The organism is Bradyrhizobium genosp. P (assembly GCF_049949265.1).
GTDB lineage: Bacteria > Pseudomonadota > Alphaproteobacteria > Rhizobiales > Xanthobacteraceae > Bradyrhizobium.
Map to the genome: position 1 here is coordinate 577,148 of NZ_CP188195.1, position 22,481 is coordinate 599,628.

General features: G+C 63.4%; 18 protein-coding genes and 1 pseudogene. 8 read left to right on the forward strand and 11 right to left on the reverse strand.

The genetic code is table 11. The features are described from left to right. Nucleotides 1–94 precede the first annotated feature (94 nt). The 3 genes from ACP2YO_RS02865 (at nt 95) to fahA (ending at nt 3,779) form a co-directional block, all read left to right on the forward strand. Entirely contained in the window at nt 95–1,051 is a 957-nt protein-coding gene (locus tag ACP2YO_RS02865) for an MBL fold metallo-hydrolase (protein ID WP_426438874.1), read from the forward strand. Between the two features lie 2 nt (nt 1,052–1,053). Then, nucleotides 1,054–2,400: a homogentisate 1,2-dioxygenase gene (gene hmgA / locus ACP2YO_RS02870; protein ID WP_426438876.1), complete on the forward strand. Its 1,347-nt coding sequence runs from the start codon at nt 1,054–1,056 to the stop codon at nt 2,398–2,400. A gap of 107 nt (nt 2,401–2,507) precedes the next feature. Beyond that, nucleotides 2,508–3,779 (forward strand): fumarylacetoacetase, encoded by a 1,272-nt coding sequence (fahA, locus tag ACP2YO_RS02875; RefSeq protein WP_426438878.1) that lies wholly within the window; start codon nt 2,508–2,510, stop codon nt 3,777–3,779. 80 nt (nt 3,780–3,859) lie between these two features. Here fahA and ACP2YO_RS02880 read toward each other — a convergent pair whose 3' ends face one another. Together ACP2YO_RS02880 and ACP2YO_RS02885 are read right to left on the reverse strand one after the other, a co-directional pair. Continuing rightward, entirely contained in the window at nt 3,860–4,171 is a 312-nt protein-coding gene (locus tag ACP2YO_RS02880) for a DUF1272 domain-containing protein (RefSeq protein ID WP_426438880.1), read from the reverse strand. Between the two features lie 86 nt (nt 4,172–4,257). After that, nucleotides 4,258–4,734, reverse strand: a complete 477-nt coding sequence (locus ACP2YO_RS02885; RefSeq protein ID WP_426438882.1) for an Lrp/AsnC family transcriptional regulator — start codon at nt 4,732–4,734, stop codon at nt 4,258–4,260. Between the two features lie 123 nt (nt 4,735–4,857). On the opposite strand from ACP2YO_RS02885, the gene hppD reads away from it, so the two are divergent. Then, nucleotides 4,858–5,976 (forward strand): 4-hydroxyphenylpyruvate dioxygenase, encoded by a 1,119-nt coding sequence (gene hppD, locus ACP2YO_RS02890; protein ID WP_426438884.1) that lies wholly within the window; start codon nt 4,858–4,860, stop codon nt 5,974–5,976. 88 nt (nt 5,977–6,064) lie between these two features. Further along, nucleotides 6,065–7,012, forward strand: a pseudogene (locus tag ACP2YO_RS02895) (IS630 family transposase). Nucleotides 7,013–7,139: 127 nt separating this feature from the next. Here ACP2YO_RS02895 and ACP2YO_RS02900 read toward each other — a convergent pair. The 6 genes from ACP2YO_RS02900 to ACP2YO_RS02925 form a co-directional block, all read right to left on the reverse strand. Further along, nucleotides 7,140–8,339 carry a M20 aminoacylase family protein gene (locus tag ACP2YO_RS02900; RefSeq protein WP_426438886.1) on the reverse strand — a complete coding sequence of 400 codons (1,200 nt, stop codon included), beginning with the start codon at nt 8,337–8,339 and terminating at the stop codon, nt 7,140–7,142. Between the two features lie 20 nt (nt 8,340–8,359). Beyond that, nucleotides 8,360–9,676 (reverse strand): MFS transporter, encoded by a 1,317-nt coding sequence (locus ACP2YO_RS02905; RefSeq protein WP_426438888.1) that lies wholly within the window; start codon nt 9,674–9,676, stop codon nt 8,360–8,362. Between the two features lie 176 nt (nt 9,677–9,852). Then, the gene (locus ACP2YO_RS02910; RefSeq protein ID WP_426438890.1) at nt 9,853–10,965 is read right to left on the reverse strand and encodes a CaiB/BaiF CoA transferase family protein; all 1,113 of its coding nucleotides are present in this window, start codon (nt 10,963–10,965) and stop codon (nt 9,853–9,855) included. 194 nt (nt 10,966–11,159) lie between these two features. Further along, nucleotides 11,160–11,960 carry an FAD binding domain-containing protein gene (locus ACP2YO_RS02915; RefSeq protein WP_426438892.1) on the reverse strand — a complete coding sequence of 267 codons (801 nt, stop codon included), beginning with the start codon at nt 11,958–11,960 and terminating at the stop codon, nt 11,160–11,162. A 13-nt stretch (nt 11,961–11,973) separates the two neighbouring features. Next, nucleotides 11,974–14,313 carry a xanthine dehydrogenase family protein molybdopterin-binding subunit gene (locus ACP2YO_RS02920; protein WP_426438894.1) on the reverse strand — a complete coding sequence of 780 codons (2,340 nt, stop codon included), beginning with the start codon at nt 14,311–14,313 and terminating at the stop codon, nt 11,974–11,976. 92 nt (nt 14,314–14,405) lie between these two features. Continuing rightward, complete coding sequence (locus ACP2YO_RS02925; protein WP_426438896.1) at nt 14,406–14,891, reverse strand: (2Fe-2S)-binding protein; 486 nt, start codon at nt 14,889–14,891, stop codon at nt 14,406–14,408. A gap of 397 nt (nt 14,892–15,288) precedes the next feature. Here ACP2YO_RS02925 and ACP2YO_RS02930 point away from each other — a divergent pair, with 397 nt between their 5' ends. Both ACP2YO_RS02930 and ACP2YO_RS02935 read left to right on the forward strand, forming a co-directional pair. Beyond that, nucleotides 15,289–15,969 (forward strand): response regulator, encoded by a 681-nt coding sequence (locus tag ACP2YO_RS02930; protein ID WP_426438898.1) that lies wholly within the window; start codon nt 15,289–15,291, stop codon nt 15,967–15,969. Between the two features lie 81 nt (nt 15,970–16,050). After that, nucleotides 16,051–16,827, forward strand: coding sequence for a LuxR C-terminal-related transcriptional regulator (locus ACP2YO_RS02935; protein ID WP_426438900.1), 777 nt, complete (start codon nt 16,051–16,053; stop codon nt 16,825–16,827). Here the strand turns inward: ACP2YO_RS02935 and ACP2YO_RS02940 are convergent. Both ACP2YO_RS02940 and ACP2YO_RS02945 read right to left on the reverse strand, forming a co-directional pair. Beyond that, nucleotides 16,822–18,195, reverse strand: a complete 1,374-nt coding sequence (locus ACP2YO_RS02940) for an ATP-binding protein (RefSeq protein ID WP_426438902.1) — start codon at nt 18,193–18,195, stop codon at nt 16,822–16,824. The genes ACP2YO_RS02935 and ACP2YO_RS02940 overlap by 6 nt on opposite strands. Next, nucleotides 18,192–19,364: an FIST N-terminal domain-containing protein gene (locus ACP2YO_RS02945; protein WP_426438904.1), complete on the reverse strand. Its 1,173-nt coding sequence runs from the start codon at nt 19,362–19,364 to the stop codon at nt 18,192–18,194. Before ACP2YO_RS02945 ends, ACP2YO_RS02940 begins: the two co-directional genes overlap by 4 nt. A 456-nt stretch (nt 19,365–19,820) precedes the next feature. Between ACP2YO_RS02945 and ACP2YO_RS02950 the strand changes: the two genes are divergently transcribed. Beyond that, the gene (locus ACP2YO_RS02950; RefSeq protein WP_426438906.1) at nt 19,821–21,854 is read left to right on the forward strand and encodes a methyl-accepting chemotaxis protein; all 2,034 of its coding nucleotides are present in this window, start codon (nt 19,821–19,823) and stop codon (nt 21,852–21,854) included. Nucleotides 21,855–22,003: 149 nt separating this feature from the next. Here the strand turns inward: ACP2YO_RS02950 and ACP2YO_RS02955 are convergent, their stop codons facing one another. Beyond that, the gene (locus tag ACP2YO_RS02955) at nt 22,004–22,402 is read right to left on the reverse strand and encodes a DUF3175 domain-containing protein (protein ID WP_426443523.1); all 399 of its coding nucleotides are present in this window, start codon (nt 22,400–22,402) and stop codon (nt 22,004–22,006) included. Nucleotides 22,403–22,481 lie beyond the last annotated feature (79 nt).

The window sequence follows — 22,481 nt, forward strand, 5'->3', positions numbered from 1 at the left end:
TCTCCCCGTAAGGACGGGGAGAGGGAGCGCAGCTTCGTCGCTGTCGTCATCCGACCTCATCTCACCACGCTTATGAACGGACAGGATTGAACTGATGGCCAAAGGTTTTGCTTCGACGACCGATATGGCGGAAAAGAAGGTTACCTTCTCCGAAATCGGAACCGATCTCTACGCCTTCACCGCCGAGGGCGATCCCAACACCGCTGTTATCGTTGGCGAGGACGGATGCCTGGTGTTCGACGCACAGGCGACGCCCGCGATGGCCAACAAGGTGATCGAGCGGGTGCGCAAAGTCACCGACAAGCCGATCAAATATGTCGTGCTGTCGCATTATCACGCGGTGCGCGTGCTTGGCGCCTCGGCCTACAAGGCGCAGGGCATCGTCGCCTCGCAGGAGACCTATCGCCTGATCGAGGAGCGCGGCCAGCAGGACTGGGATTCCGAATACGGCCGCTTCCCGCGCCTGTTTCAGGATGCGCAAAGCATTCCCGGCCTGACCTGGCCGACGCTGACCTTCGAAGGCGAGATGTCGATCTATCTCGGCAAGCGTGAAGTGCGGCTGATGCAGCTTGGCGCCGGCCACACCTCGGGCGATATCGTCGCCTGGGTGCCGGATGCCGAAGTGATGTTCTCCGGCGATCTCATCGAATACCACTCGGCCTGCTATTGCGGCGACGCCCATTTGCGCGAATGGCCGATGACGCTGAACGAGATCCGCGCCTTCAATCCGAAGGCGATTGCGCCCGGCCGTGGCGATGCGCTGACCGGCCTTGCCACGACGCGTGACGCGATCGCGATGACCCGCGATTTCGTCACCACGCTCTATGGTGCCGCCGAGACGTCGGTCGCCAAGGACCGCACGCTGAAGGAATCGATGGCCGCGACCCGCGAGGTGATGGACCCGAAGTTCTCCAGCTTCGCGATCTACGAGCACTGCCTGCCGTTCAACGTCTCCCGTGCCTATGACGAGGCGTCCGGGATCGACGATCCCGTGATCTGGACCGACAAGCGCGACCAGGAAATGTGGGCCGCCCTGCAAGGAGGAGGATGACCATGAATATCAACACCTCGCCTGATCAGATCGTTCGCAGCACCGGACAGGTGACGGCGGGCTATATGTCCGGCTTCGGCAACAGCTTTGAGACCGAGGCACTCCCAGGCGCGCTGCCGATGGGCCGCAACTCGCCACAGCGCTGCGCCTATGGGCTCTATGCCGAGCAATTATCAGGCTCGCCGTTCACGGCGCCACGCGGCACCAATGAGCGCTCCTGGCTCTATCGCATCCGCCCCTCGGTGCGGCACTCCGGCCGTTTCGCCAAGGTTGATGCCGGACTGTGGCGAACCGCGCCGTGTCATGAGTACGACATGCCGATCGCGCAACTGCGCTGGGACCCCGCGCCGATCCCGAAGGAGGACATGACCTTCCTGCAGGGTGTGCAGACCATGACCACGGCTGGCGATGCCAATACGCAAGCCGGCATGGCAGCGCATATCTATCTCATCACCACATCGATGGTGGACCAGCATTTCTACAATGCCGATGGCGAGCTGCTGTTCGTGCCGCAGCAGGGCAATCTGCGCTTCGTCACCGAGTTCGGCCGCATCGATGCCGAGCCCGGCGAGATCGTGGTGATCCCGCGCGGCGTCAAGTTCCGCGTCGAGATTCCGGCAGGGCCTGCGCGCGGCTATCTCTGCGAAAACTATGGCGGCGCCTTCACACTGCCAGAGCGCGGTCCGATCGGCGCCAATTGCCTCGCCAATTCGCGCGACTTCCTGACGCCGGTGGCAAGCTATGAGGACAAGGACACGCCGACCGAACTCTACGTGAAATGGGGCGGCTCGCTGTTCAAGACCACGCTGCCGCATTCGCCGATCGATGTGGTCGCCTGGCACGGCAACTACGCGCCGTACAAATATGACCTGCGCGCCTTCTCGCCGGTCGGCGCGATCGCCTTCGACCACCCGGATCCTTCGATCTTCACGGTGCTGACCTCGCCGTCGGAGACCGCGGGCACCGCGAATATCGATTTCGTGATCTTTCCGGAGCGCTGGCTGGTGGCCGACAACACCTTCCGTCCGCCGTGGTACCACATGAACATCATGTCGGAATTCATGGGCCTGATCTACGGCGTCTACGACGCCAAGCCGAAAGGCTTCGTCCCCGGCGGCATCTCGCTGCACAACTGCATGCTGCCGCACGGCCCGGACCGCGATGCCTTCGAGCACGCCAGCAATAGCGAGCTGAAGCCGGTGAAGCTGACCGGCACGATGGCCTTCATGTTCGAGACCCGGTTTCCCCAACGCGTGACGCGGCATGCCGCGACGGCGTCGACGCTGCAGGACGATTATTCCGACTGCTGGAAGGGCCTGGAGAAGAAGTTCGATCCGAACAAGCCGTAAAAAATACAGCCGTCATGGCCGGGCTTGACCGGGCCACCCATCTTTTCAAAAGCGATGGGTCGCCGGGTCAAGCCCGGCGATGACAACATCGTCATCGGAGACATCTCGTGCCCCACCCCAACGACCCGAAACTCCGCTCCTTCATCGACGTCGCGCCGACCTCCGACTTCCCGATCCAGAACCTGCCCTACGGCGTGTTCTCGTCGAAGGACGGGCTCGCCCAGCGCGTCGGCGTTGCGATCGGCGATTATGTGCTCGACCTCTGGGAGCTCGAGCAGGACTCGCGGCTCGATGTCGGGCCGCTCGGCGCATTCTCGCAGCCGTCACTCAATCCGTTCATGGCGCTGGGGCCGAAGGTGTGGTCGGCAACGCGGGTGCGGATCAGCGAGCTGCTGCGCTCCGATCACCCGGAGCTGCGTGACAACAGGGAATTGCGGGCGCGGGCGCTGGTGCCGATGGCGGATGTGAAGCTGTACATGCCATTCACGGTCGCAGGCTATACCGACTTTTACTCGTCGAAGGAGCACGCCACCAATGTCGGCGTCATGTTCCGCGGCAAGGACAACGCGTTGCAGCCAAACTGGCTGCATATGCCGATCGGCTACAACGGCCGCGCCTCGACCGTTGTGGTGTCAGGCACCAAAGTCCGCCGACCACGTGGGCAGCTCAAGCCGCCCACCGCTGACGTGCCGAGCTTCGGTCCGTGCAAGCGGCTCGATTTCGAGCTGGAGATGGGCGTGGTGGTTGGCCAGGCGTCAGCGATGGGCGAGATGCTAACCGAGGCGCAGGCCGAGGAGATGATCTTCGGCTTTGTCATCCTCAACGACTGGAGCGCGCGCGACATCCAGCAGTGGGAGTACGTGCCGCTCGGCCCGTTCCAGGCCAAGGCGTTCGCGACCTCGATCAGCCCCTGGGTGGTGACCCGCGAGGCGCTGGAGCCGTTCCGGATGCAGGGCCCGGCGCAGCAGCCGGAGCCGCTGGCCTATCTGAAGCAGGCAGGTGCGAACAATTACGATCTCGCGCTCGATGTTGGCTTGCGCGCTGGTGCGATGAACGAATCGACGACGATCTGCGGCACCAATTTCAAATACATGTACTGGTCCTCGGTGCAGCAGCTCGTGCATCATGCGTCGAGCGGCTGCGCGATGAATATCGGCGATCTCTTAGGGTCCGGCACGATCTCCGGGCCGGAGAAGCAGCAGCGCGGCAGTCTCCTGGAGATCAGTTGGAACGGTACCGAGCCGGTCGAGCTCTCAAGTGGCGTCAAGCGCACCTTCCTCGAAGACGGCGATTCGCTAGTGATGCGCGGCTGGTGCCAGGGCGATGGCTATCGCGTTGGCTTCGGCGAGGTCGAAGGGACGATCGTCGCGGCCGAGTGATGCTCCCCGTCATTCCGGGGCGATGCGCAGCATCGAACCCGGAAACTCGAACTTCCCCGGTGCGCAATTGCGCACCTGCCTCACCGTTCCTCCGGCCGGATATCCTTCAGCCGCGCCGAATTCGCCGCACAGTCCTCGAGGCTGAATTTCAGATGCACCCGCTTGTCCGAAGGCGGCTGCTTCGCCGCGCTCACGCCGGGCCGCCATTCCTGCGCGGGCCGGATCGGCCGCGGCGCAAAACCGCCGCCGCAGTTCGGGCAGACATTCCCGAGCTTGGTCTCGGCGCAGTCGGCGCAGAACGTGCATTCGTAGGAGCAAATCCGCGCTTCCGTCGCGCTCGGCGGCAGGTCCTTGTCGCAATATTCGCAGTTCGGTCGCAGCTGCAGCGCCATGGTCGTCTCTCTTGCCGGATATTGGAGGGATGATCGCAAATCACCCTGCGGAAGCGAATGCCGTATTTCCCTCGATTTGCGCCACGCTATCCCTGCAAGACCTTCAGCGGCAGCTTCGAGCTTTCCTTCAGCCGGTCGAGCACGATCGACGAACGCACATGCGCGACACTCTGGTGCGGCATCAGCACATTGTTGACGATGTCGGAAAGGCTCTTCAGATCGCGCAGGATCACCTTGAGGAGGTAGTCGGCATCGCCGGTCAGCGCATAGGCCTCCTGGATGTCGTCGACGCGGTTGACCAACTCGCGAAACCTGTTCGCATTGTCCGGCGAATGGGTCGCCAGCGTGATGTGGATGAAGGCGATCAGGCCGAAGCCGAGCGCCTCGCCGGCGAGGTCGGCATGGTAGCCCGAGATCACCTTCTCCTCCTCGAGCCGCATCCGGCGGCGTGAGCATTGCGAGGCGGACAGGCCGACAAGGTCGGCCAGTTGCTGGTTGGTCAGCCGGCCGTCGTCCTGCAGCGCCGCCAGCATCCTGAGGTCGAAAGCGTCGACGTTAATCATGCGTCAAATACCATTTTTATGCACAAATCATGCATGATTATAGCAAATGGCAGAGTATTTTGCACGCACGTTGCGCAGCAAACGGCGGAAACTCGTCTCCAGCCAAATCAGGGAGAGTCCGCTATGGGTCCGTTTCCGCACGATGCGCCGCCGGCCGAAATCACGACCGACAATCCGATGGGAACCGACGGCTTCGAGTTCGTCGAATATGCCCACCCCCGTCCGGACGAACTGCATGCCCTGTTCAAGCTGATGGGTTTTGCCCCGGTCGCCCGCCACAAGACCAAGGCGATCACGGTCTATCGGCAGGGCGATATCAATTACCTCGTCAATGAGGAGCCCGGTTCCCACGGCTTCGACTTCGTCGCAGCGCACGGGCCGTGCGCACCGTCGATGGCGTTCCGCGTGGTCGACGCCAGGCAGGCTTATGAGCGCGCGCTTTCGCTCGGCGCCGAGCCGGCCGATGCCTCGTCCGCGCAAAAGACGCTCGACGTTCCCGCGATCAAAGGCATCGGCGGCAGCCTGCTCTATTTCGTCGATCGCTACGGCGCCAAGGGCTCGGCCTATGATGGCGAGTTCGAGTGGCTCGGTGCGGCGAACCCGCGTCCCGCGGGCTCGGGTCTCTATTATATCGATCACCTCACTCACAACGTGCATCGCGGCCGCATGGATGTCTGGACCGGTTTCTATTCAAAGCTGTTCAACTTCCGCCAGATCCGCTTCTTCGATATCGAGGGCCGCGCCTCCGGCCTGTTCTCGCGCGCGCTGACCAGCCCGGACGGCAAGATCCGGATTCCGATCAACGAGGACGCCGGCGATTCCGGACAGATCGAGGAGTATCTCAACATCTATCGCGGCGAGGGCATCCAGCACATCGCCTGCGGCGCCCACGACGTCTACCGCACCGTCGAAACGCTGCGCGAAGCCGGCCTGCCCTTCATGCCGGCACCGCCGGAGACCTATTTCGAGCGGATCGACGCCCGCCTGCCGAAGCACGGCGAGGATGTCGCGCGGTTGCGCAGGGACGGCATCCTGATCGACGGCGAGGGTGTGGTCGAGGGCGGCCAGACCAAGGTATTGCTGCAGATCTTCTCGGCCAACGCGATCGGGCCGATCTTCTTCGAATTCATCCAGCGCAAGGGCGACGACGGATTCGGCGAAGGCAACTTCAAGGCGCTGTTCGAATCGATCGAGGAAGACCAGATCCGCCGCGGCGTCCTGAAGGTCGATGATGCCGCCTAGAGCATTTTCACAATTGGTGGAATCGGAGGATTCCCAGCGCGGTTGCTCCATGATTCAGTTTCCGCATTGATTCGAGGCGGAGGCTTTGATGGGAGCACCTTATTCTCAAGATTTGCGTGAACGGGTCATTTCCGTCGTCGACGGCGGAATGGGAGCGTATCAGGCAGCGCCGCTGCTGCGGGTCAGCGTTTCCTACATTTACAAGGCGCTGGGGCGTTGGCGGGCGACTGGCGAGACGACGGCTCGCCCGTCGGGCCGCGGGCCGGCTCCGAAACTTGCTGCTCACGATGAAGCGCTGCGCCAGCGGATCGTGCACAAGCCAGACGCCACGCTGGAGGAGATCCGGGCGTGGCTGCTGGCCACGCACGACGTGAAGGTCAGTATCGGCTGCTTGTGGAAGCGCCTGCGCCAGCTCGGCCTGACGCTCAAAAAAAGTCACTGAGAGCTGCGGAGCAAGATCGGGCCGATGTCGCCGAGGCGCGTGTGGAATGGCGCGCCGGTCAGGCGGAATTGAGCCCGGAGCGCCTGGTCTTCATCGACGAGAGCGGCGCGTCCACCAAAATGACCCGGCTTTACGGCCGCTGCGCGCGCGGCAAGAGGCTCGTTTGCACAGTCCCGCACGGCCATTGGAAAACAACCACCTTCGTCGGAGCTTTGCGCCAGGACGGCATGACCGCGCCGTGCGTCTTCGACGGCCCGATGAACGGCGAGACATTCCTCGCCTGGGTCGAGCAGTTCCTCGTTCCGACGCTGCGGTCGGGCGACATTGTCGTGATGGACAATCTGTCGAGCCACAAGGTCAGGGGCGTCCGCGAAGCCATTGAGGCGGCCGGTGCGATGTTGCGCTATCTGCCGCCATACAGCCCGGACCTCAATCCGATCGAGCAGTTCTTCGCCAAATTAAAGTCCCTGCTGCGCAAGGCAGGCGCACGAACTCTCGAAGCCCTCGACAACGCAATCGCCGAAGCTTACCCGCTTCTCGCCAACAGAATGCCTGAACTTTCTCGCCGATGCCGGTTATCGTCACCAACCATGAAAACGCTCTAGAGCATTTTCGGTTCGGATTGAATCAGAACCGAAGCTCCAGATTCTTGTTTTGACGCGTTTTCTTCACGCGAACCGGCGGCCACTTCGCTCGAAAACGCTCTAGTTGAACGGTGGGGTTATTTCCCCACCGCCAGTTCGGTATGGACGAGCTTCACCCAATAGGCTGCGCCGAGCGCGAGGATGTCGTCGTTGAAATCATAGCCGGGCGTATGGACGTTATGGAATGAGCCGTCGGCCGCCATGCCGTTGCCGATGATGATGAAGCCGCCCGGCTTTGCTTCCAGCATGAAGGAGAAATCCTCCGAGCCGGTCACCGGCGGGACATTGCCATCGACTTGCGCGGCGCCGACCAGGTCGGATGCCGCTGATATCGAGATGTCGGTCTGCTCGGCGTGGGTGATGAGGGGTGGGTAGCGGCGATTGTAGATGACCTCGGCGGTGCAGCCGAACGCCGTGGCTTGGGCGTGCGCCAGCGCCGTCAAGCGTTCTTCCAGGAGATCGCGGATGTGCGGCTTGTAGGAGCGCGCGGTGCCGGTGATCGTGACCTTCGACGGAATGATGTTGGGCGAACCGGGATCGCCGCCCATGATGGACCCGACGCTGACGACCGCGGTCTCGATCGCCGGCACGGAGCGGCTGACGATGGTTTGCATCGCCATGATGAACTGCGCGGTCGGCAGCGTCGCGTCAGTCGCCAGATGCGCGCCGGCGCCGCCATGGCCGCCGGTGCCGAGGAAATTCACTTCCCAGCTGTCGCTTGCCGCAAGGAACGGGCCGGTGCGGGTGCAGAAACGGCCGACCGGAATGCCGGGTATATTGTGCATGCCGTAGACTGCATCGACCGGGAATTTCTCGAACAGCCCTTCCTCGACCATCTTCTTACCGCCAGCGAGACCTTCCTCCGCCGGCTGGAAGATGAAGTTCACCGTGCCGCCGAAATCCGGATGTTCCGACAAATAGCGCGCAGCGCCGAGCAGCATCGCGGTGTGGCCGTCATGGCCGCAGGCGTGCATCTTGCCAGGCACCGTCGAGCCATAGTCGCGCCCCGGCACCTCCTGGATATGCAGCGCGTCGAGGTCGGCGCGCAGGCCGATCGCGCGCTGACCGGGTTGCCGGCCCTTCAAGGTCGCCACCACGCCGGTCTTGGCGATTCCCTCGGTCACATCGAGGCCGAACGCGCGCAGCTTGTCCGCGACCAGGGCGGCGGTGCGGATTTCCTCGAACCCGACTTCAGGGTTGCGATGGATCTGATGACGGATGTCGATCATCTCCGCCTCATGCGCCCGAAGCGCGGTCACCAGGGGATGTTCTGTCATCGCGGGTTTTCCTGTAGCCGTTAGTTCGGTGCGGCGGCCAGCGCGGCGGCCGGCCTGGCATCCTGAAGTTCGCTTTTTCGCGTCTCTGGCACACGGATCGCCAATGTTGCGAGCGCGCTGATGACGCTCATGATGATCACATACCACACCCACGACAGCTTATCGCCGGTGGCCGCGATGATCCAGGTGAACACGATTTGTGCGGTGCCGCCAAAAATCGTCACGCCCAGCGCGTAAGCGATCGAAAGCCCGGTGGTGCGCACCGCGGAAGGGAAGATCATCGGAATGAGGATGATGCCGGCCCCGGACGACATGGCATGGATTGCCATCAGGCCGGCGGCCACAATAACGAGAACCAGCGGCGAACCGGACGAAATCACGAGATGCAATGCGGGGTAAAACAGCAGCGTGACGATCAGGCGCGGGATCACGGCGATCACTTTCACACCGTATTTGTCGGCCAGGGCGCCCCCGACCAGCGAGAAGACCATTCCCGTTATCGCGATCGCGAGGCTCGCAGCCATCGACCAGCTCTGGTCGTAGTGCAGCGTGTTGATGGCGTAGGTGGCCGTATAGAGGAAGAAATATTGTGAAATGGTCGCGCCCGAGATCAGCAGGATGCAGAGCACGATCTTCTGCCAATGGTTCGCCAGCACGTCGGACAGCACGCCCCCCATGCTGCCATGAGCTTCTTCGGCATCCATTGTCTCGTCGAGGTTACGGCGGATGTAGTAGCCGACCGGCGCGATCAGGATGCCGAGCAGGAACGGGACCCGCCAGCCCCAACTATCGGTGGCGCCGGGCGTGATCAGCAGCGCCAGCAACAGCCCGACCAGAGCCGAGATCACGCTTCCCATGTTCTGGCTGGCAAGCTGCCAGCTGCCAAAGAAGGCTTTGCGATGCGGAGGCGCGCTTTCCAGCAGATAGGTGGTCGCCGGCCCCATCTCGCCGCCGGCCGAGAAACCCTGCAGCAGTCGCGCGAACACCAACAGAATGGGCGCGAGCACGCCGATCTGCTCATAGGTCGGCAACAATCCAATCATGCCGCTGCCGAGCGCCATCAGCCAGATGGTCAGGGTCATCGCAGGGCGCCGGCCGAAACGGTCGGCATAGGCACCGATCAAAATGCCGCCGAGCGGCCGGACGATGAATCCGACGCCGAAGGTCGCCACCGCAAGCAGCAGGCTGGTGCTTGGGTTCGCGGCAGGAAAGAACGCCTTGGCGAGCCAGGTCGCGAAAGCCGCATAGACCGTGAAATCGTAGAATTCGAGCGCGTTGCCCAGGATCGCCGCTCCGACCCGCATGGTCTGCGAAGGAGGCGGACGGTCGGCTGGCATACGGTTCACTGGCATACGATTCATAATGCGCCCCCGCGTCATTTAACTGTCAAATAACAAGCAAGAGGTGCGCCGTAATGCAATGGCCTTTCGCGTGTTGGCTTGGGATGGGCTTGGGATGACTGCGTATTGCAGCCTGCCGGTTCCCCCGACAGGCTGCGCGCGACTCGCTGACCTCAGCCTTTGGCCTTCCATGCGTTTGTCACGTCGCCAATGCTCGCGAGTTCCGGCTCGCGGATCGCCGATGGTGTGCGCGAGAAACGCGGTGCAGGCGCGGGCTGGGTCACGCCGTGACGCTCGACAAACACCTTGCGCGCCGCCATGTGCGGATGCTTCGGCGCCTCCGCCATGGTCAGGATCGGCGCAAAGCAGATATCGCTGCCTTCCATGATCGTGCACCAGTCCTCACGGGTCTTGCTCTTGAAGACCTTTGTCAGCTTCTCCTTCAGCGCCGGCCACGCCTTGCGGTCCATCTGCGCGTCGAAATCGGCGTCGGTGAGATCCGCATGCTTGCGCAGCAGCGCGTAGAACTGCGGCTCGATCGAGCCGATCGAGATGAAGTGGCCGCAGGAGCATTCATAGACGCCGTAGAAATGTGCGCCGCCGTCGAGGAAATTCTGGTCGCGGCCCTCAGTCCAGCGGCCCATCGCGCTCATGTCGAAGAACATCGACATCAGCGACGCCGCGCCGTCGCACATCGCAGCGTCGACCACCTGGCCCTTGCCGGACTTTTGCGCCTCCAGCAGTGCTGCGAGCACGCCGACCACCAGATAAAGCGCGCCGCCGCCGAAATCGCCGACCAGATTGAGCGGTGGCACTGGTTTGTCCTTGGTGCCGATCGCAGCCAGCGCTCCGGTGATCGAGATGTAGTTGATGTCATGGCCGGCGGCATTCGCCAGCGGACCTTCCTGGCCCCAGCCGGTCATCCGGCCATAGACCAGCTTCGGATTGCGCGCGAGCACGACATCGGGGCCGACCCCGAGCCGTTCCATCACGCCGGGACGAAAGCCTTCGATCAACGCGTCGGCATGGCTGAGCAGGTCGAGCACCTCCGCGATCGCGGCCTTGTTCTTCAGGTCGAGCTCGATGACCTTGCGGCCACGCGTCGCGACCGCCTTCAGATTCTTGCCGGCGCCAACGCGATCAAGCGTGATGACCTCGGCGCCCATGTCGGCGAGTAGCATGCAGGCGAACGGGCCCGGACCGATGCCGGCGAACTCGACAATGCGGAAGCCGGCGAGCGGACCGGATGCGCGGACGGCGGTTTGGGAGGCTGGTTTGTCGAGCACGTTGTCATTCCGTTGGTTGCTGGGACTTCGGGGGCGTTTCCGACCGTCCATCAGACGGCTTTTTTAATTAGCTGATTAGCTAAATTGTCTCGCCGAATGGGCCATGTGGCAAGCGACTTTTGCCGGAAACCGCCGGTAAAAACGCGAACGGCGCGCATTGCTGCGCGCCGTTGCGTTCTTGTGTTTAGGCGCTGTCAGCCGGCGGCGGTGACCGCACGCTGTCCCATCACCTTGACCAGGTTGGCGCGGTAGTCCGCCGAGCCATGGATATCGGCGAGCAGGCCGTTCGCCGAGATCGTGACGCTGTCGAGCGCGGCAGGGGACCAGTTCGCCTTCAACGCCTGCTCGATATCAGGCACCCGCACGACGCCGCTTTGCGACGCACCGGTTGCCGCGACACGAACGTCGCCCGACTTGGTCGTGGCGACGAACACGCCGGTTAGCGCGAAGCGTGAGGCCGGATGGCGCATCTTGGCATATCCGGCCTTGGCCGGAACCGGGAACGTAACAGCGGTGATGATCTCGCCATCCTCAAGCGCCGTCGAGAACAGGCCCTTGAAGAAGTCCTCGGCGGCGAGCGAGCGCTTGTTGGTCTTGATCGTCGCGCCGAGCGCCAGCACCGCGGCCGGATAGTCCGCCGCCGGGTCGTTGTTGGCAAGCGAGCCGCCGATCGTGCCGCGATGGCGCACGGCAGGATCGCCGATCATCGAGGCCAGATGCGCGAGCGCCGGAATCGCCTTCTGCACGGCGTCGCTTTGCGCCACGTCGTAATGCGTAGTTGCAGCCTTGATCGTCACGGTGTCGCCGGACATGTCGATACCGATCATGTCCTTGATCTTGGCCACGTCGATCACGTCGGATGGCGCAGCGAGGCGCTGTTTCATCACTGGGAGAAGGGTCTGTCCGCCGGCGAGGAATTTGGCTTCCTTGCCCTTGCCGAACAGGGCCACGGCGTCGTCGACCGAGGAGGCGCGGTGATAATTTGTCTCGTACATGGTTCTTCCTCCCTCAACCGTGAATGGCGTGCCAGACGCGATCGGGCGTCGCCGGCATTTCCAGCCTGTTGTTGCCGATAGCGTCCGTGATCGCGTTGATCACGGCAGCGGACGCGCCGATCGCGCCGGCCTCGCCGCAACCCTTGACGCCGAGCGGATTGCCCGGACACAGCGTCGTGGTGTGGGAGAGCTTGAACGACGGCAGGTCGTCGGCCCGTGGCATGGTGTAATCCATGAACGACGCGGTCAGGAGCTGTCCGGTGTCATCATAGACCGCACCTTCCAGCAGCGCCTGGCCGATGCCCTGTGCGAGACCGCCATGGACCTGGCCTTCGACGATCATCGGGTTGATCAGCCGGCCGAAGTCGTCGGCTGCCACGAAGTTGACGAAGGTGGTCTTGCCGGTGCCGGGATCGACCTCGAGTTCGCAGATATAGGCGCCGGCCGGGAAGGTGAAGTTGGTCGGATCGTAGAACGCGGTCTCCTTCAGACCGGGCTCCATGCCGTCGGGCAGATTATGCGCGGTATAGGCCGCGAGCGCGACCATCGGCAGCGCGATCGACTTGTCGGTGCCGGTGACCTTGAACTCGCCGTTCTCGATCACGATGTCGCTCTCGGAGGCTTCGAGCGCATGGGCCGCGATCTTCTTGGCCTTGGCTTCAACCTTCTCCATCGCCTTCACGATCGCGGTGCCGCCGACCGCGATCGAGCGCGAGCCGTAGGTGCCCATGCCGAACTGCACCTTGTCGGTGTCGCCATGGACGATCGAGACCTGGCTCAGCGGCACGCCCAGACGTTCTGCGATGATCTGGCAGAACGTCGTCTCGTGGCCCTGGCCGTGGCTGTGCGAGCCGGTGAGCACCTCGATGGTGCCGACCGGATTGACGCGGATCTCCGCAGATTCCCACAGACCGACGCCGGCACCCAGGCTGCCGACCGCCTTTGACGGCGCGATGCCGCAGGCTTCGATGTAGCAGGAGACGCCGATGCCGCGCAGCTTGCCGTCGGCCTTTGCCTTGGCCTTGCGGGCGGGGAAGCCGGCATAGTCGATCGCCTTCATCGCTGCATCGACGGAGGCGTTAAAGTCGCCGACGTCATATGCCATGATGACGGGCGTCTGATACGGGAACTGGGTGATGAAGTTCTGTCTGCGCAGTTCGGCCGGATCGACCTTCAACTGCCGTGCGGCGGTCTCCATCATGCGCTCGATCAAATAGCTCGCCTCCGGACGGCCTGCGCCGCGATAGGCGTCGACCGGCGTGGTGTTGGTGTAGACGCCCATCACCTCCGCGTAGATCGCCGGAATCACATACTGGCCCGACAGCAGCGTCGCGTAGAGATAGGTCGGCACCGCCGAGGAGAACAGCGACATGTAAGCGCCGAAATTGGCGTGGGTCTTTACCCTCAGGCCAAGGATCTTGTTGTCCTTGTCGAACGCCATCTCGGCCTTGGAGACGTGGTCGCGGCCATGCGCGTCGGTGAGGAAGGCCTCGGAACGATCGCCGGTCCACTTCACCGGGCGTTCGACCTTCTTCGAGGCCCACAACGCTACCATCTCTTCCGGGTAGATGTAGATCTTGGAGCCGAAGCCGCCGCCGACATCGGGCGCGATGACGCGAAGCTTGTTTTCCGGTGCGATGTTGTAGAACGCCGACAGCACGAGGCGGGCGACGTGCGGGTTCTGCGACGTCGTGTAGAGCGTGTAGTGCTCTTCAGCCGTGTCGTAGTTGGCGATCGCCGCGCGCGGCTCCATCGCGTTGGGCACCAGGCGGTTGTTGGTGAGATCGAGCGTGACAACGTTGGCGGCCTTGCTGAAGGCGTCCTTGACCGCGGCTTCGTCGCCGATATGCCAGTCATATACGACGTTGCCGGGGGCTTCGGGATGAAGCTGTGGTGCGCCGGGCTTGATCGCGGCCTTGATGTCCGGCACCGCGGGGAGCTCTTCGTAGTTGACCACGACCGCCTCGGCCGCGTCCTTGGCCAGATTCTTCGTCTCGGCAATCACGACCGCGACCGCCTGTCCGACGAAGCGCACGGTCTCCGGCGCCATCGCCGGCCATGCGCCCATTTTCATCGGCGAACCATCCTTCGAGGTGATCGCCCAGCCGCAGATCAGATTTCCGACCTTGTCATCGACGATCTGCTGCCCGGTCAGCACCGCGATCACACCGGGCATCTTCATCGCCTCTGACGAATCGATGCCCTTGACCTTGGCATGCGCATGCGGACTGCGGATGAAATGAGCATAGGTCATGCCGACCATTTTGATGTCGTCGACGTATCGCCCTTTGCCTGTAATGAAGCGGCGATCTTCCTTGCGCACGACGCTTGCGCCAATGCCTTCAACGCCCATGTCTTTTCCTCCCAACGGAGATTTCGATTTGCCGCCGTTTCCATCGAATCCGGCGGTGATGAGTTTGGTGACGTGTCGTTTCTACGCGTCCGCTATTCGGCGGCTTGCGCAACCTTCATGCGGCCGGCGGCATCGAGCACCGACTTGACGATGTTGTGGTAGCCGGTGCAGCGGCAGATATTGCCTTCGAGCTCGTGGCGGACGGTTTCCTCGTCGAGGTTGCCACCATGGCGATGCACGATGTCGACCGCGGACATGATCATACCGGGGGTGCAGTAGCCGCACTGCAGGCCGTGATTGTCGCGGAACGCCGCCTGCATCGGGTGCAGCTCGTCGCCTTTGGCGAGGCCCTCGATCGTGGTGACGTTGGAGCCTGCGGCCTGGCCGGCCAGCATGGTGCAGGATTTGACCGCCTGTCCATCGACATGGACGACGCAGGCACCGCACTGGCTGGTATCGCAGCCGACATGGGTGCCGGTCAGGTTCAGGTTTTCGCGCAACAGATGCACGAGGAGGGTTCGGTCTTCAACGTCGACCGAGACCGCCCTGCCGTTTACCGTCAGTTTGACTGTAGACACGCGTTCCTCCCAAAGATCTCATTATTGGCCAAGTAGAGCACGCTTCACTGGGGGCGTAACCGCGATCAAAGTCGTAGTTGCAGCCTTGTCATGAAGTTGGCCGGGCCTGTGTTCCCATCCTAGCAGGCGGTTGTTGGCCGGGCAATTTGCAGGCGTTGCGGGGAGTGCCGGAAGCGGCAGGCTCACGTCCTCGAATCCGCCGCCGAGCGTGCTACGACCATCCGCCTATAACTCCTAAAGAGGGTTTCTGTCAGGTTCGTCGATACTGAGCGACTTGGCGGGCGGCGGACGTCCTTCGACGACGCGCCAGAAAGCCTGTATGCCGATCTGCAGACCGTGCAGGTGACTGGCGCGTCGAACGAGCCGCGCCGGCCGCAACATCCCTACGAGGCTCCCCATGATGGGATTCCTGATCATCGACGATCACCCATTATTCGGGGAGGCGCTTGGCAACGCCATTCGCATTTCGCATCCGGATGCCCGCATCTACGAGGCCACCTCGATCAAGGGAGCGCTCGGCATCCTCGCTGCCGAGCCGAATATCGACCTGGCGTTGCTCGACCTGCTGCTGCCTGACGTCGTCGGTTTCTCGGGCTTCCAGAAGATCAGGGATCGCTATCCAAGGCTGCCGATCGCCATCGTCTCGAGCGAGGAGGACAAGCATACGATCCGCGAGGCGCTGGAAATGGGCGCGGTGGGCTATTTGCCGAAATCGACCTCGCTCGGCGAGCTGTCGCAGTCGATCGCGCGCGTGCTGAGCGGGTCGGTCTCGGCGCCGCCGGACTTCGTCGCCGCCGGCGCGTTGGAGCAATCCGAAACCGCGCGGACGTTGCGCGAACGGATCCAGAAACTGACGCCGCAGCAGATTCGTGTCCTTCATTTGATCACCCGCGGCCTGCAGAATCGCGAGATCGCGACGGAACTGAAACTCGCGGAGTCCACCGTCAAGGCGCATGTGACGGAAATCCTGCGCAAACTGAAGCTGTTCAGCCGTAACAAGGCGATCATTGAGCTCGGCAAGATTCCGCTGCCTATTCCCGAGGCCCCATTGGGTACAAAGCCGGAGAAGGCGTCCTAATTTGCTGCGCTGCAACGCGACTGCGTTGAGGGTGGGCTGCACCTCAGCATTAAGGTAGGGTCTCGACTCGCAACGGCTGTCATGGGCGATCCGGGAGAGGACGGCGGAGCTTTGACCACGACCGCGCCTCTGGCGGACCAGCCGCCGGTCAGCATGGTGGGTGCCCCTCGACTGTTGATCGTCGAGGATCACCCGTTGTTCCGTGCTGCCCTTACCGGTGTGATCGGCGCCGAGTTTCCCGATGCCGAGGTGCTGCAGGCGACGTCGATCGCCAGTGCGTTGGACGTCATCGTCGCGCGCGATGGCCTCGATTTGATCCTGCTCGATCTGTCGATGCCGGGAACGACGGGGCTGTTGGGTGCATACCGCGTACGTGCCGCCGCACCGCGCAGCGCCCTCGTGATTATTTCAGCGCATGACGATTCCCGGATCATCGGCGGCGCGATCTCGCTTGGCATTTCCGGCTATATCCCGAAATCCACGCCGAAAGCCGAGCTGGCACAGCTGCTGCGCGGCATTCTCGAAGGCGGCGTTTGCCTGCCCAAGCGCTTCCGCGATGCCGCCGCCGCCCGGCAGGGCCAGGCCGACACAAGGGAGCTGATCCAGCGTCTCGGTCAGCTCACCTCGCAACAATTGCGCGTGCTCGACATGATCTGCCGCGGCCTGCAGAACAAGCATATCGCCTATCAGCTCGATATCTCGGTCACGACCGTGAAGGTGCACGTCTCGGAGATCCTGCGGAAGCTCGACGTGCGAAGCCGGACCGAAGCGATCATTGCACTGTCGAAGCTGGATTTCGGCAAGCATGACCACGCGCCGGCAACAGCCGCGCCGTCGTCGCGCGGCGGCCCTTCATAGCCGTGCGGCCGGCTGCTCGGCGGCCAGCAGGAACGACAGCAGCGAGCGCATCTCGGCGGGCTTGATCGGCTTCTTCAGCAATTCGTGGCCGAAGGCCGAAACGTCGGAAGCCGCCTTGGCGGAGTGATCGGCGGTGACGATGATCGCTGGAACATCGATCTTGATCTCGTTGCAGATCACGCCGACAGCCTCGATTCCGGTCTCGCCATTGTCGAGGTGAAGGTCGGCGATGATCGCGTCAGGAATGCCGTCGAGCGCGCGGATGCGTTCGAGCGCTTCAGCCTTCGAGATCGTCACGGCGACGTCGCAGCCCCATTTCTCCAGCAGGTTGGCAAGGCCCTCGGCGCTCGAGAGGTCGTTCTCGATCAGGAGGATTTTCGCGCCCTCCATCCCGCCATACCGATAGTCAACGCTGGCCTGCTCGCGAACTTGCACCGCGACGGGGTCGGCGCTGCGGGGAACGGTGACCGAGAAGACCGAGCCCTTGCCCGGACGCGAGGTCAGCCGGATGTCGTGGCCGAGCACGCCGGCAAACCGACGTACGATCGAAAGGCCCAGTCCGATGCCGACCTTGTCGCCGGCGCTGCTCTCGCCGCGCTGGAATTCGACGAAGATGGCCTCGCGCTGCGCTTCCGGGATTCCAGGACCGGTGTCGTGCACCTCGATGCGGATATCGTCACCGCTGATGCGGCACCCCATCAGCACGCGGCCGCGCTGGGTGTAGCGCAGCGCGTTGGCGAGCAGGTTCTGCAGGATCCGGCGCAGCATCAGCGGGTCCGACCGGACCACGTCGGACGACGGCGTGATCCGAAGCGAAAGGTTGCGCTTTGCCGCAGTCGGGCTGAATTCCTCGCGTAGTGGCTCGAACAGCGAGGTAATTGCGACCGGCCCGAATTCGGGCCTCAGTACGCCGGCATCGAGCTTGGAAATGTCGAGTAGCGTCCGGAGCATGTCCTCCAGCGTCGCCAGCGAACGGTCGATCTGTTCGGTCAAGGCGACGCCCTTGGGCTCGGTCGCCATCTCCGTCAGCGCCGAAAGCGTCAGCCGGGCTGCATTCAGCGGCTGCAGCAGATCGTGCGTCACGGAAACCAGCACCGACGATTTCAGCGAGCTTGCCGCTTCGGCCTGCTGCTTGGCCTGCAGCAGGCGCCCGTTGGTCTTTTCCAGCGACTGCAGCACCTGCTTGAGTTGCTGGGTGCGGTCGCGGACCTGTTGCTCGAGCGCGATCGCCGTCTCGAACAGCGAGAATGCGTTGAGCTGCTGGTCGGTCGAACGCTCGACGCGCGACATCAGCGCCGCGTTGATCTTGCGCAGCTTCTCGGCCTCGCGCTCAAGCGCCGCGATACGACTGGTCTTTGTGTCCGTCATTGCGGAGCGATGGCCCGCTTGCCGATGGCGACGCCGGTCAGCGTCTGGTTGACATGCATGGAGCGATACTGCTCGCCATAGGTCTGAAAGCCAATCACGTTGTTGCGGCGGTAGAGTTCCGACATTTCCCGCGACAGCTGGTGCTGTTCGACGTCGAGCCGCCGCAACACGCATTCGAAGCCGATGAAGACCGAGACCTCGCCGAGGTCGTCGGTGATCTCCTTGAGCAGGTCGCTGGTGGCGTCGAGCGGATCGCGCTCGCGCGCCACCGTCAGCACCATGCCTTCGTCGACGGCGCAGAAGAAACGAAGCGACCCGTCGGGATCCATGCGCTGGATCGACCGCGCATAATAGGCGCCGCCGACGCGCACCAGCACGGGGTGCGAGGCAAAGGAGAAGGCGTCGAGCTTGGAATCGCTGATGCCGACCGCGCGCGAATATTCCAGGGCTGCGGGCTCGGCGTTGATCTCCTTGACGATCCGATGCTCGATATCGGCTTCGGTCACCACCATCTTGGTCGACGTCGGCTCGAAATGATCGCATTTGAACAGGCGGAACGGCAGTCGCGTCTTGATCAGGATCAGGACGGCGGCGTCGGTGTGCGCCTTGCCGCCATGGAAGACCCATGATTTCTCGAAGCGCATCCCGTCGCCGGCCGATCCGCCGACGATCGGGATGTCCTCCAGCGAGGCGTAGATCGCTGACATGATGGTTTCTTCGCGCTGGCACATGCCGTCGATGAGAAGCAGCCCGAAGGACTCCTGGCCGGGCTCGCAATGCTCGGTGCGTTGCGCGAATTCCTGCTGCAGTTCGGTGCAGATCGAGCGGCCGCGATCGACCCGGAACGTCGAGAGATCGTGCAGCGGGCGTGCCGCGATCACGAAGTCGGCGGCGTTGAATCCCATCGCGACCACGCTGTCCTCCTCCCAGCCGCCCGGCGAGAGCTCGCCGGCTGTCGTGCAGCCGAAGATCGGGATGTCGGGCATGCGGCGCGACAGCTCGGCGATGAAGATTTCAGGATCGTAGAACGGCGAGACGAACACCACGGCCATCGCGAGCTTGGCGTGCGCCAATTGGCGCGCGATCTCGTCTGCGGCCTCCCGCGGCCCGCCGGTCTTCGCCTGCGCCACAACGATGCTGTCGCCGGCGCTGCCGTGCTTCTCCGCCAAAGGCGTTCTCCCTGAATCGGATCTGTTCTTCTTCTTGGCGCAGACCGTCCTGCGCAAACCGTGACGGCTATTCAGGGAGACATCATTGGCCGGCCAAGCTGCCGGCACGAATATTCGACGCGAGCGCCGATAGCGCTGTCCGAGGCAATGACATGGGACGCCTCCCGATTTGGTACCCCGGCCGCGGGCAGCGGCCGGGGTCTTGTAACAAGTCTAAGTTATAGGGACCGGCCTTCCCGTCAATCGCGAATGCAGGGGGACTCAGGCCGCGCGCTCGGCCGCCTCGGCCGGTGGCGTTGGACGCTCCTCCGCGGGCCGCCGCCTCTGACGGTCGATTTTGGTTTCTTGGGTATATTTACGCACCTTTATCCATTGTGCCCTAAGTTTGCGCCCCGGGTCCGGGGCGGCGTCGCTGCCGGATACCGCGTGGTTTTCAGAATGAAGACGAGGGGTAGCATGCCGGAGCTCAAGCGATCGCGTTCGATCAAACTCCCAACCCTTCGGTTCCGCGCCAAGATCATGCTCGGCTTTGCTGTGACGCTGGCCATTTCGGCGGCGAGCATGGGCTTTGCCTACATGGGCTTCGAGCGGGTCTATGGAGGGGTCGAGTCCTATCGCCAGAGCGTCACGGAGGCCGACCTTGCCCGCAACATCGATCGCGAGCTGATCTCCTACAGTTCGCTGGCACGTTATTACGTGGTGACCGGCAAGGAGGACGATGCCAAGGCGGCGCTGGCAGCCGAGGCCAGCCTGAAGGACGCCATCCTCGCCTCGACGAAGGGCACCACCAACCCCGTCCGGCTTGAGCAGGTCGCCAAGCTGGAGCGCGATTTCCGCACCTTCAGCAAGATCTTCGCCGACATCGTCAGGGTCAAGGACGAGAGCGCGCAGGTCGCGCAGAACAAGCTCGTCCGCAGTGCGACCTCGATGCGCTACAAGCTCGACGATCTCCCGAGCAATGCCGATGATTCGGAGCTGCAGTCGATCCAGTTCGGTGTCAAGAAGGTGTCGGAGCAGATCCAGTCGATCACCGGGGCCGCCAACACCTTCATCGTCAACGGCGACAAAACGGTCGCCGCCAGCGCGCTTGCCCGGCTGAAATTCACGGATAATCTGGTGAAGGCGATCACCTCGAAGGACGAGCGCATCACTCAGGGGGTGAAGGAAATCTCGGTGCTGCTGGACGAGTACCGGGAGGCGCTCGCCAAGCTGATCGAGAATTCGAAGTCGGTCGACCGGCTGATCGTGGAGATGACGGCGTCCGCGGCCGCGATCAGCGAAGGCTCGGCTGCGATGACGTCCGACCTGCTCGCCGACCAGAAGCGGCTCGAGAACGAATCGCACGCCACGATCGGCGCCACCGAGCGGCTGATCCTGATGCTTGCCATCGGCGGCCTCGTGCTGGGACTTGTCTGGGCGTTCCTGCTTGGCAGGGGCATTTCGCGACCGATCGCGGCGATGTGCGCCGCGATGCGCGAGCTTGCGGCAGGCAATTTCGACGTTGTGCTGCCCGGCCTCGGCCGCAGCGACGAACTCGGCGAGATGGCGGGCGCGGTCGAGGAGTTCAAGGTCCAGGCGGTCGCCAAGGCCGGACGCGATGCGGCGACCCAGGAGGCGCAAAACAAGGCCAGCGCCACCGCGCGGCGCAGTGAGTTGATCCGTTTCGCCGATGAGTTCGAATCCGCCGTCGGCTCGATCGTCTCCAACGTATCGGCCTCCGCCGTGCAGCTCGAGTCGGCAGCCGGTACGCTGACGCGGACGGCCGAGACCACGCAGAATCTTTCCAGCCAGGTGGCTGGCGCCTCCGAAGAGGCCTCCAGCAACATGCAGTCGGTCGCCTCGGCCACCGAAGAGCTGTCCGCCTCGGTCGGCGAGATTGGCCGCCGTGTCAGGGAATCGAGCCAGATCGCCGATGCCGCCGTACGCCAGGCCGAGCAGACCGATGCGCGCATCGGCAAGCTTTCGCGCGCCGCGCAGGAGATCGGCGACGTGGTCAAGCTGATCACGGCGATTGCCGAGCAGACCAATCTCCTGGCGCTGAACGCCACCATCGAGGCGGCGCGCGCCGGCGATGCCGGCCGCGGCTTCGCGGTGGTCGCCGCCGAAGTGAAGTCGCTGGCGAGCCAGACCGCCAAGGCCACGGACGAGATCTCCAATCATATCTCGGGCATGCAGGCGGCGACCCAGGAATCGGTCGCTGCGATCAAGGCGATCGGCGGCACCATCGGCCAGATATCCGGCATCGCGACGACGATTGCGAGTTCGGTCGAGCAGCAGAGCTCGGCCACGCAGGAGATCGCCCGTAGCGTGCAGAATGTCGCGCAAGGCACGCAGGAAGCCGCCGCCAGCGTCACCCAGGTCAACCGCGGTGCGACCGAGACCGGCGCCGCTTCGGAAGAGGTGCTGAATTCGGCGCGTTCGCTGTCGGTCGAGAGCACGCGGCTGCGCGAAGAACTCGACCGCTTCATGGCAAATATCCGCGCGGCGTAAAGCATCGGCCCGGCGCAGGTTTTCCATCGTCGTCCCGGCGAAGGCCGTGACCCATCACCACCGCTGTAAATTGGCGCACGGGTAACTCGCCGCATGCCCATTGCCATTGCCGCGGCGTATGGGTCCCGGCCTTCGCCGGGACGACAATCTTAGTCCCGGCCGAACTGGTGCTTCAATTCGACCTTGGCGCGCTCCAGCCGTGAACGCTGCGTCTTCGGCAGCGTCCTGCCTGCGCGATTGATGTAGAACGTCAGCATCGATAGCGCGGAGCGATAGGCGCCGCTCTTGCGGCGTGTGCTGTGCTCGGCGGATTGCTTCAGGGATGCTGCGATCTTCTTCGCGCTGGTCAGCTTGAACACGCCGTGCTTGAGATCGAGCGCATCGCTTTCCCGTGTCACGCGCTGCGACCAGCGCTTCGCCGTCGTCTTCTTTGTTCCGCGCTTCCGCCGTGTCGTGCTTGCCGCCGATGCTGAGGATGTTCGCGTGGTCTTGCGTGTCGGAGCCTTGGGTGTCGTAGTTCTGCGCGTTGTTGTCTTGCGTGCCGCCATCGTGGCCTCCATGCCGTTTGAGCCGAGAACAGCGCGCGGCAATCCCGGTTCCTATCCCGTGTTGCGGGAACCCTCGCGC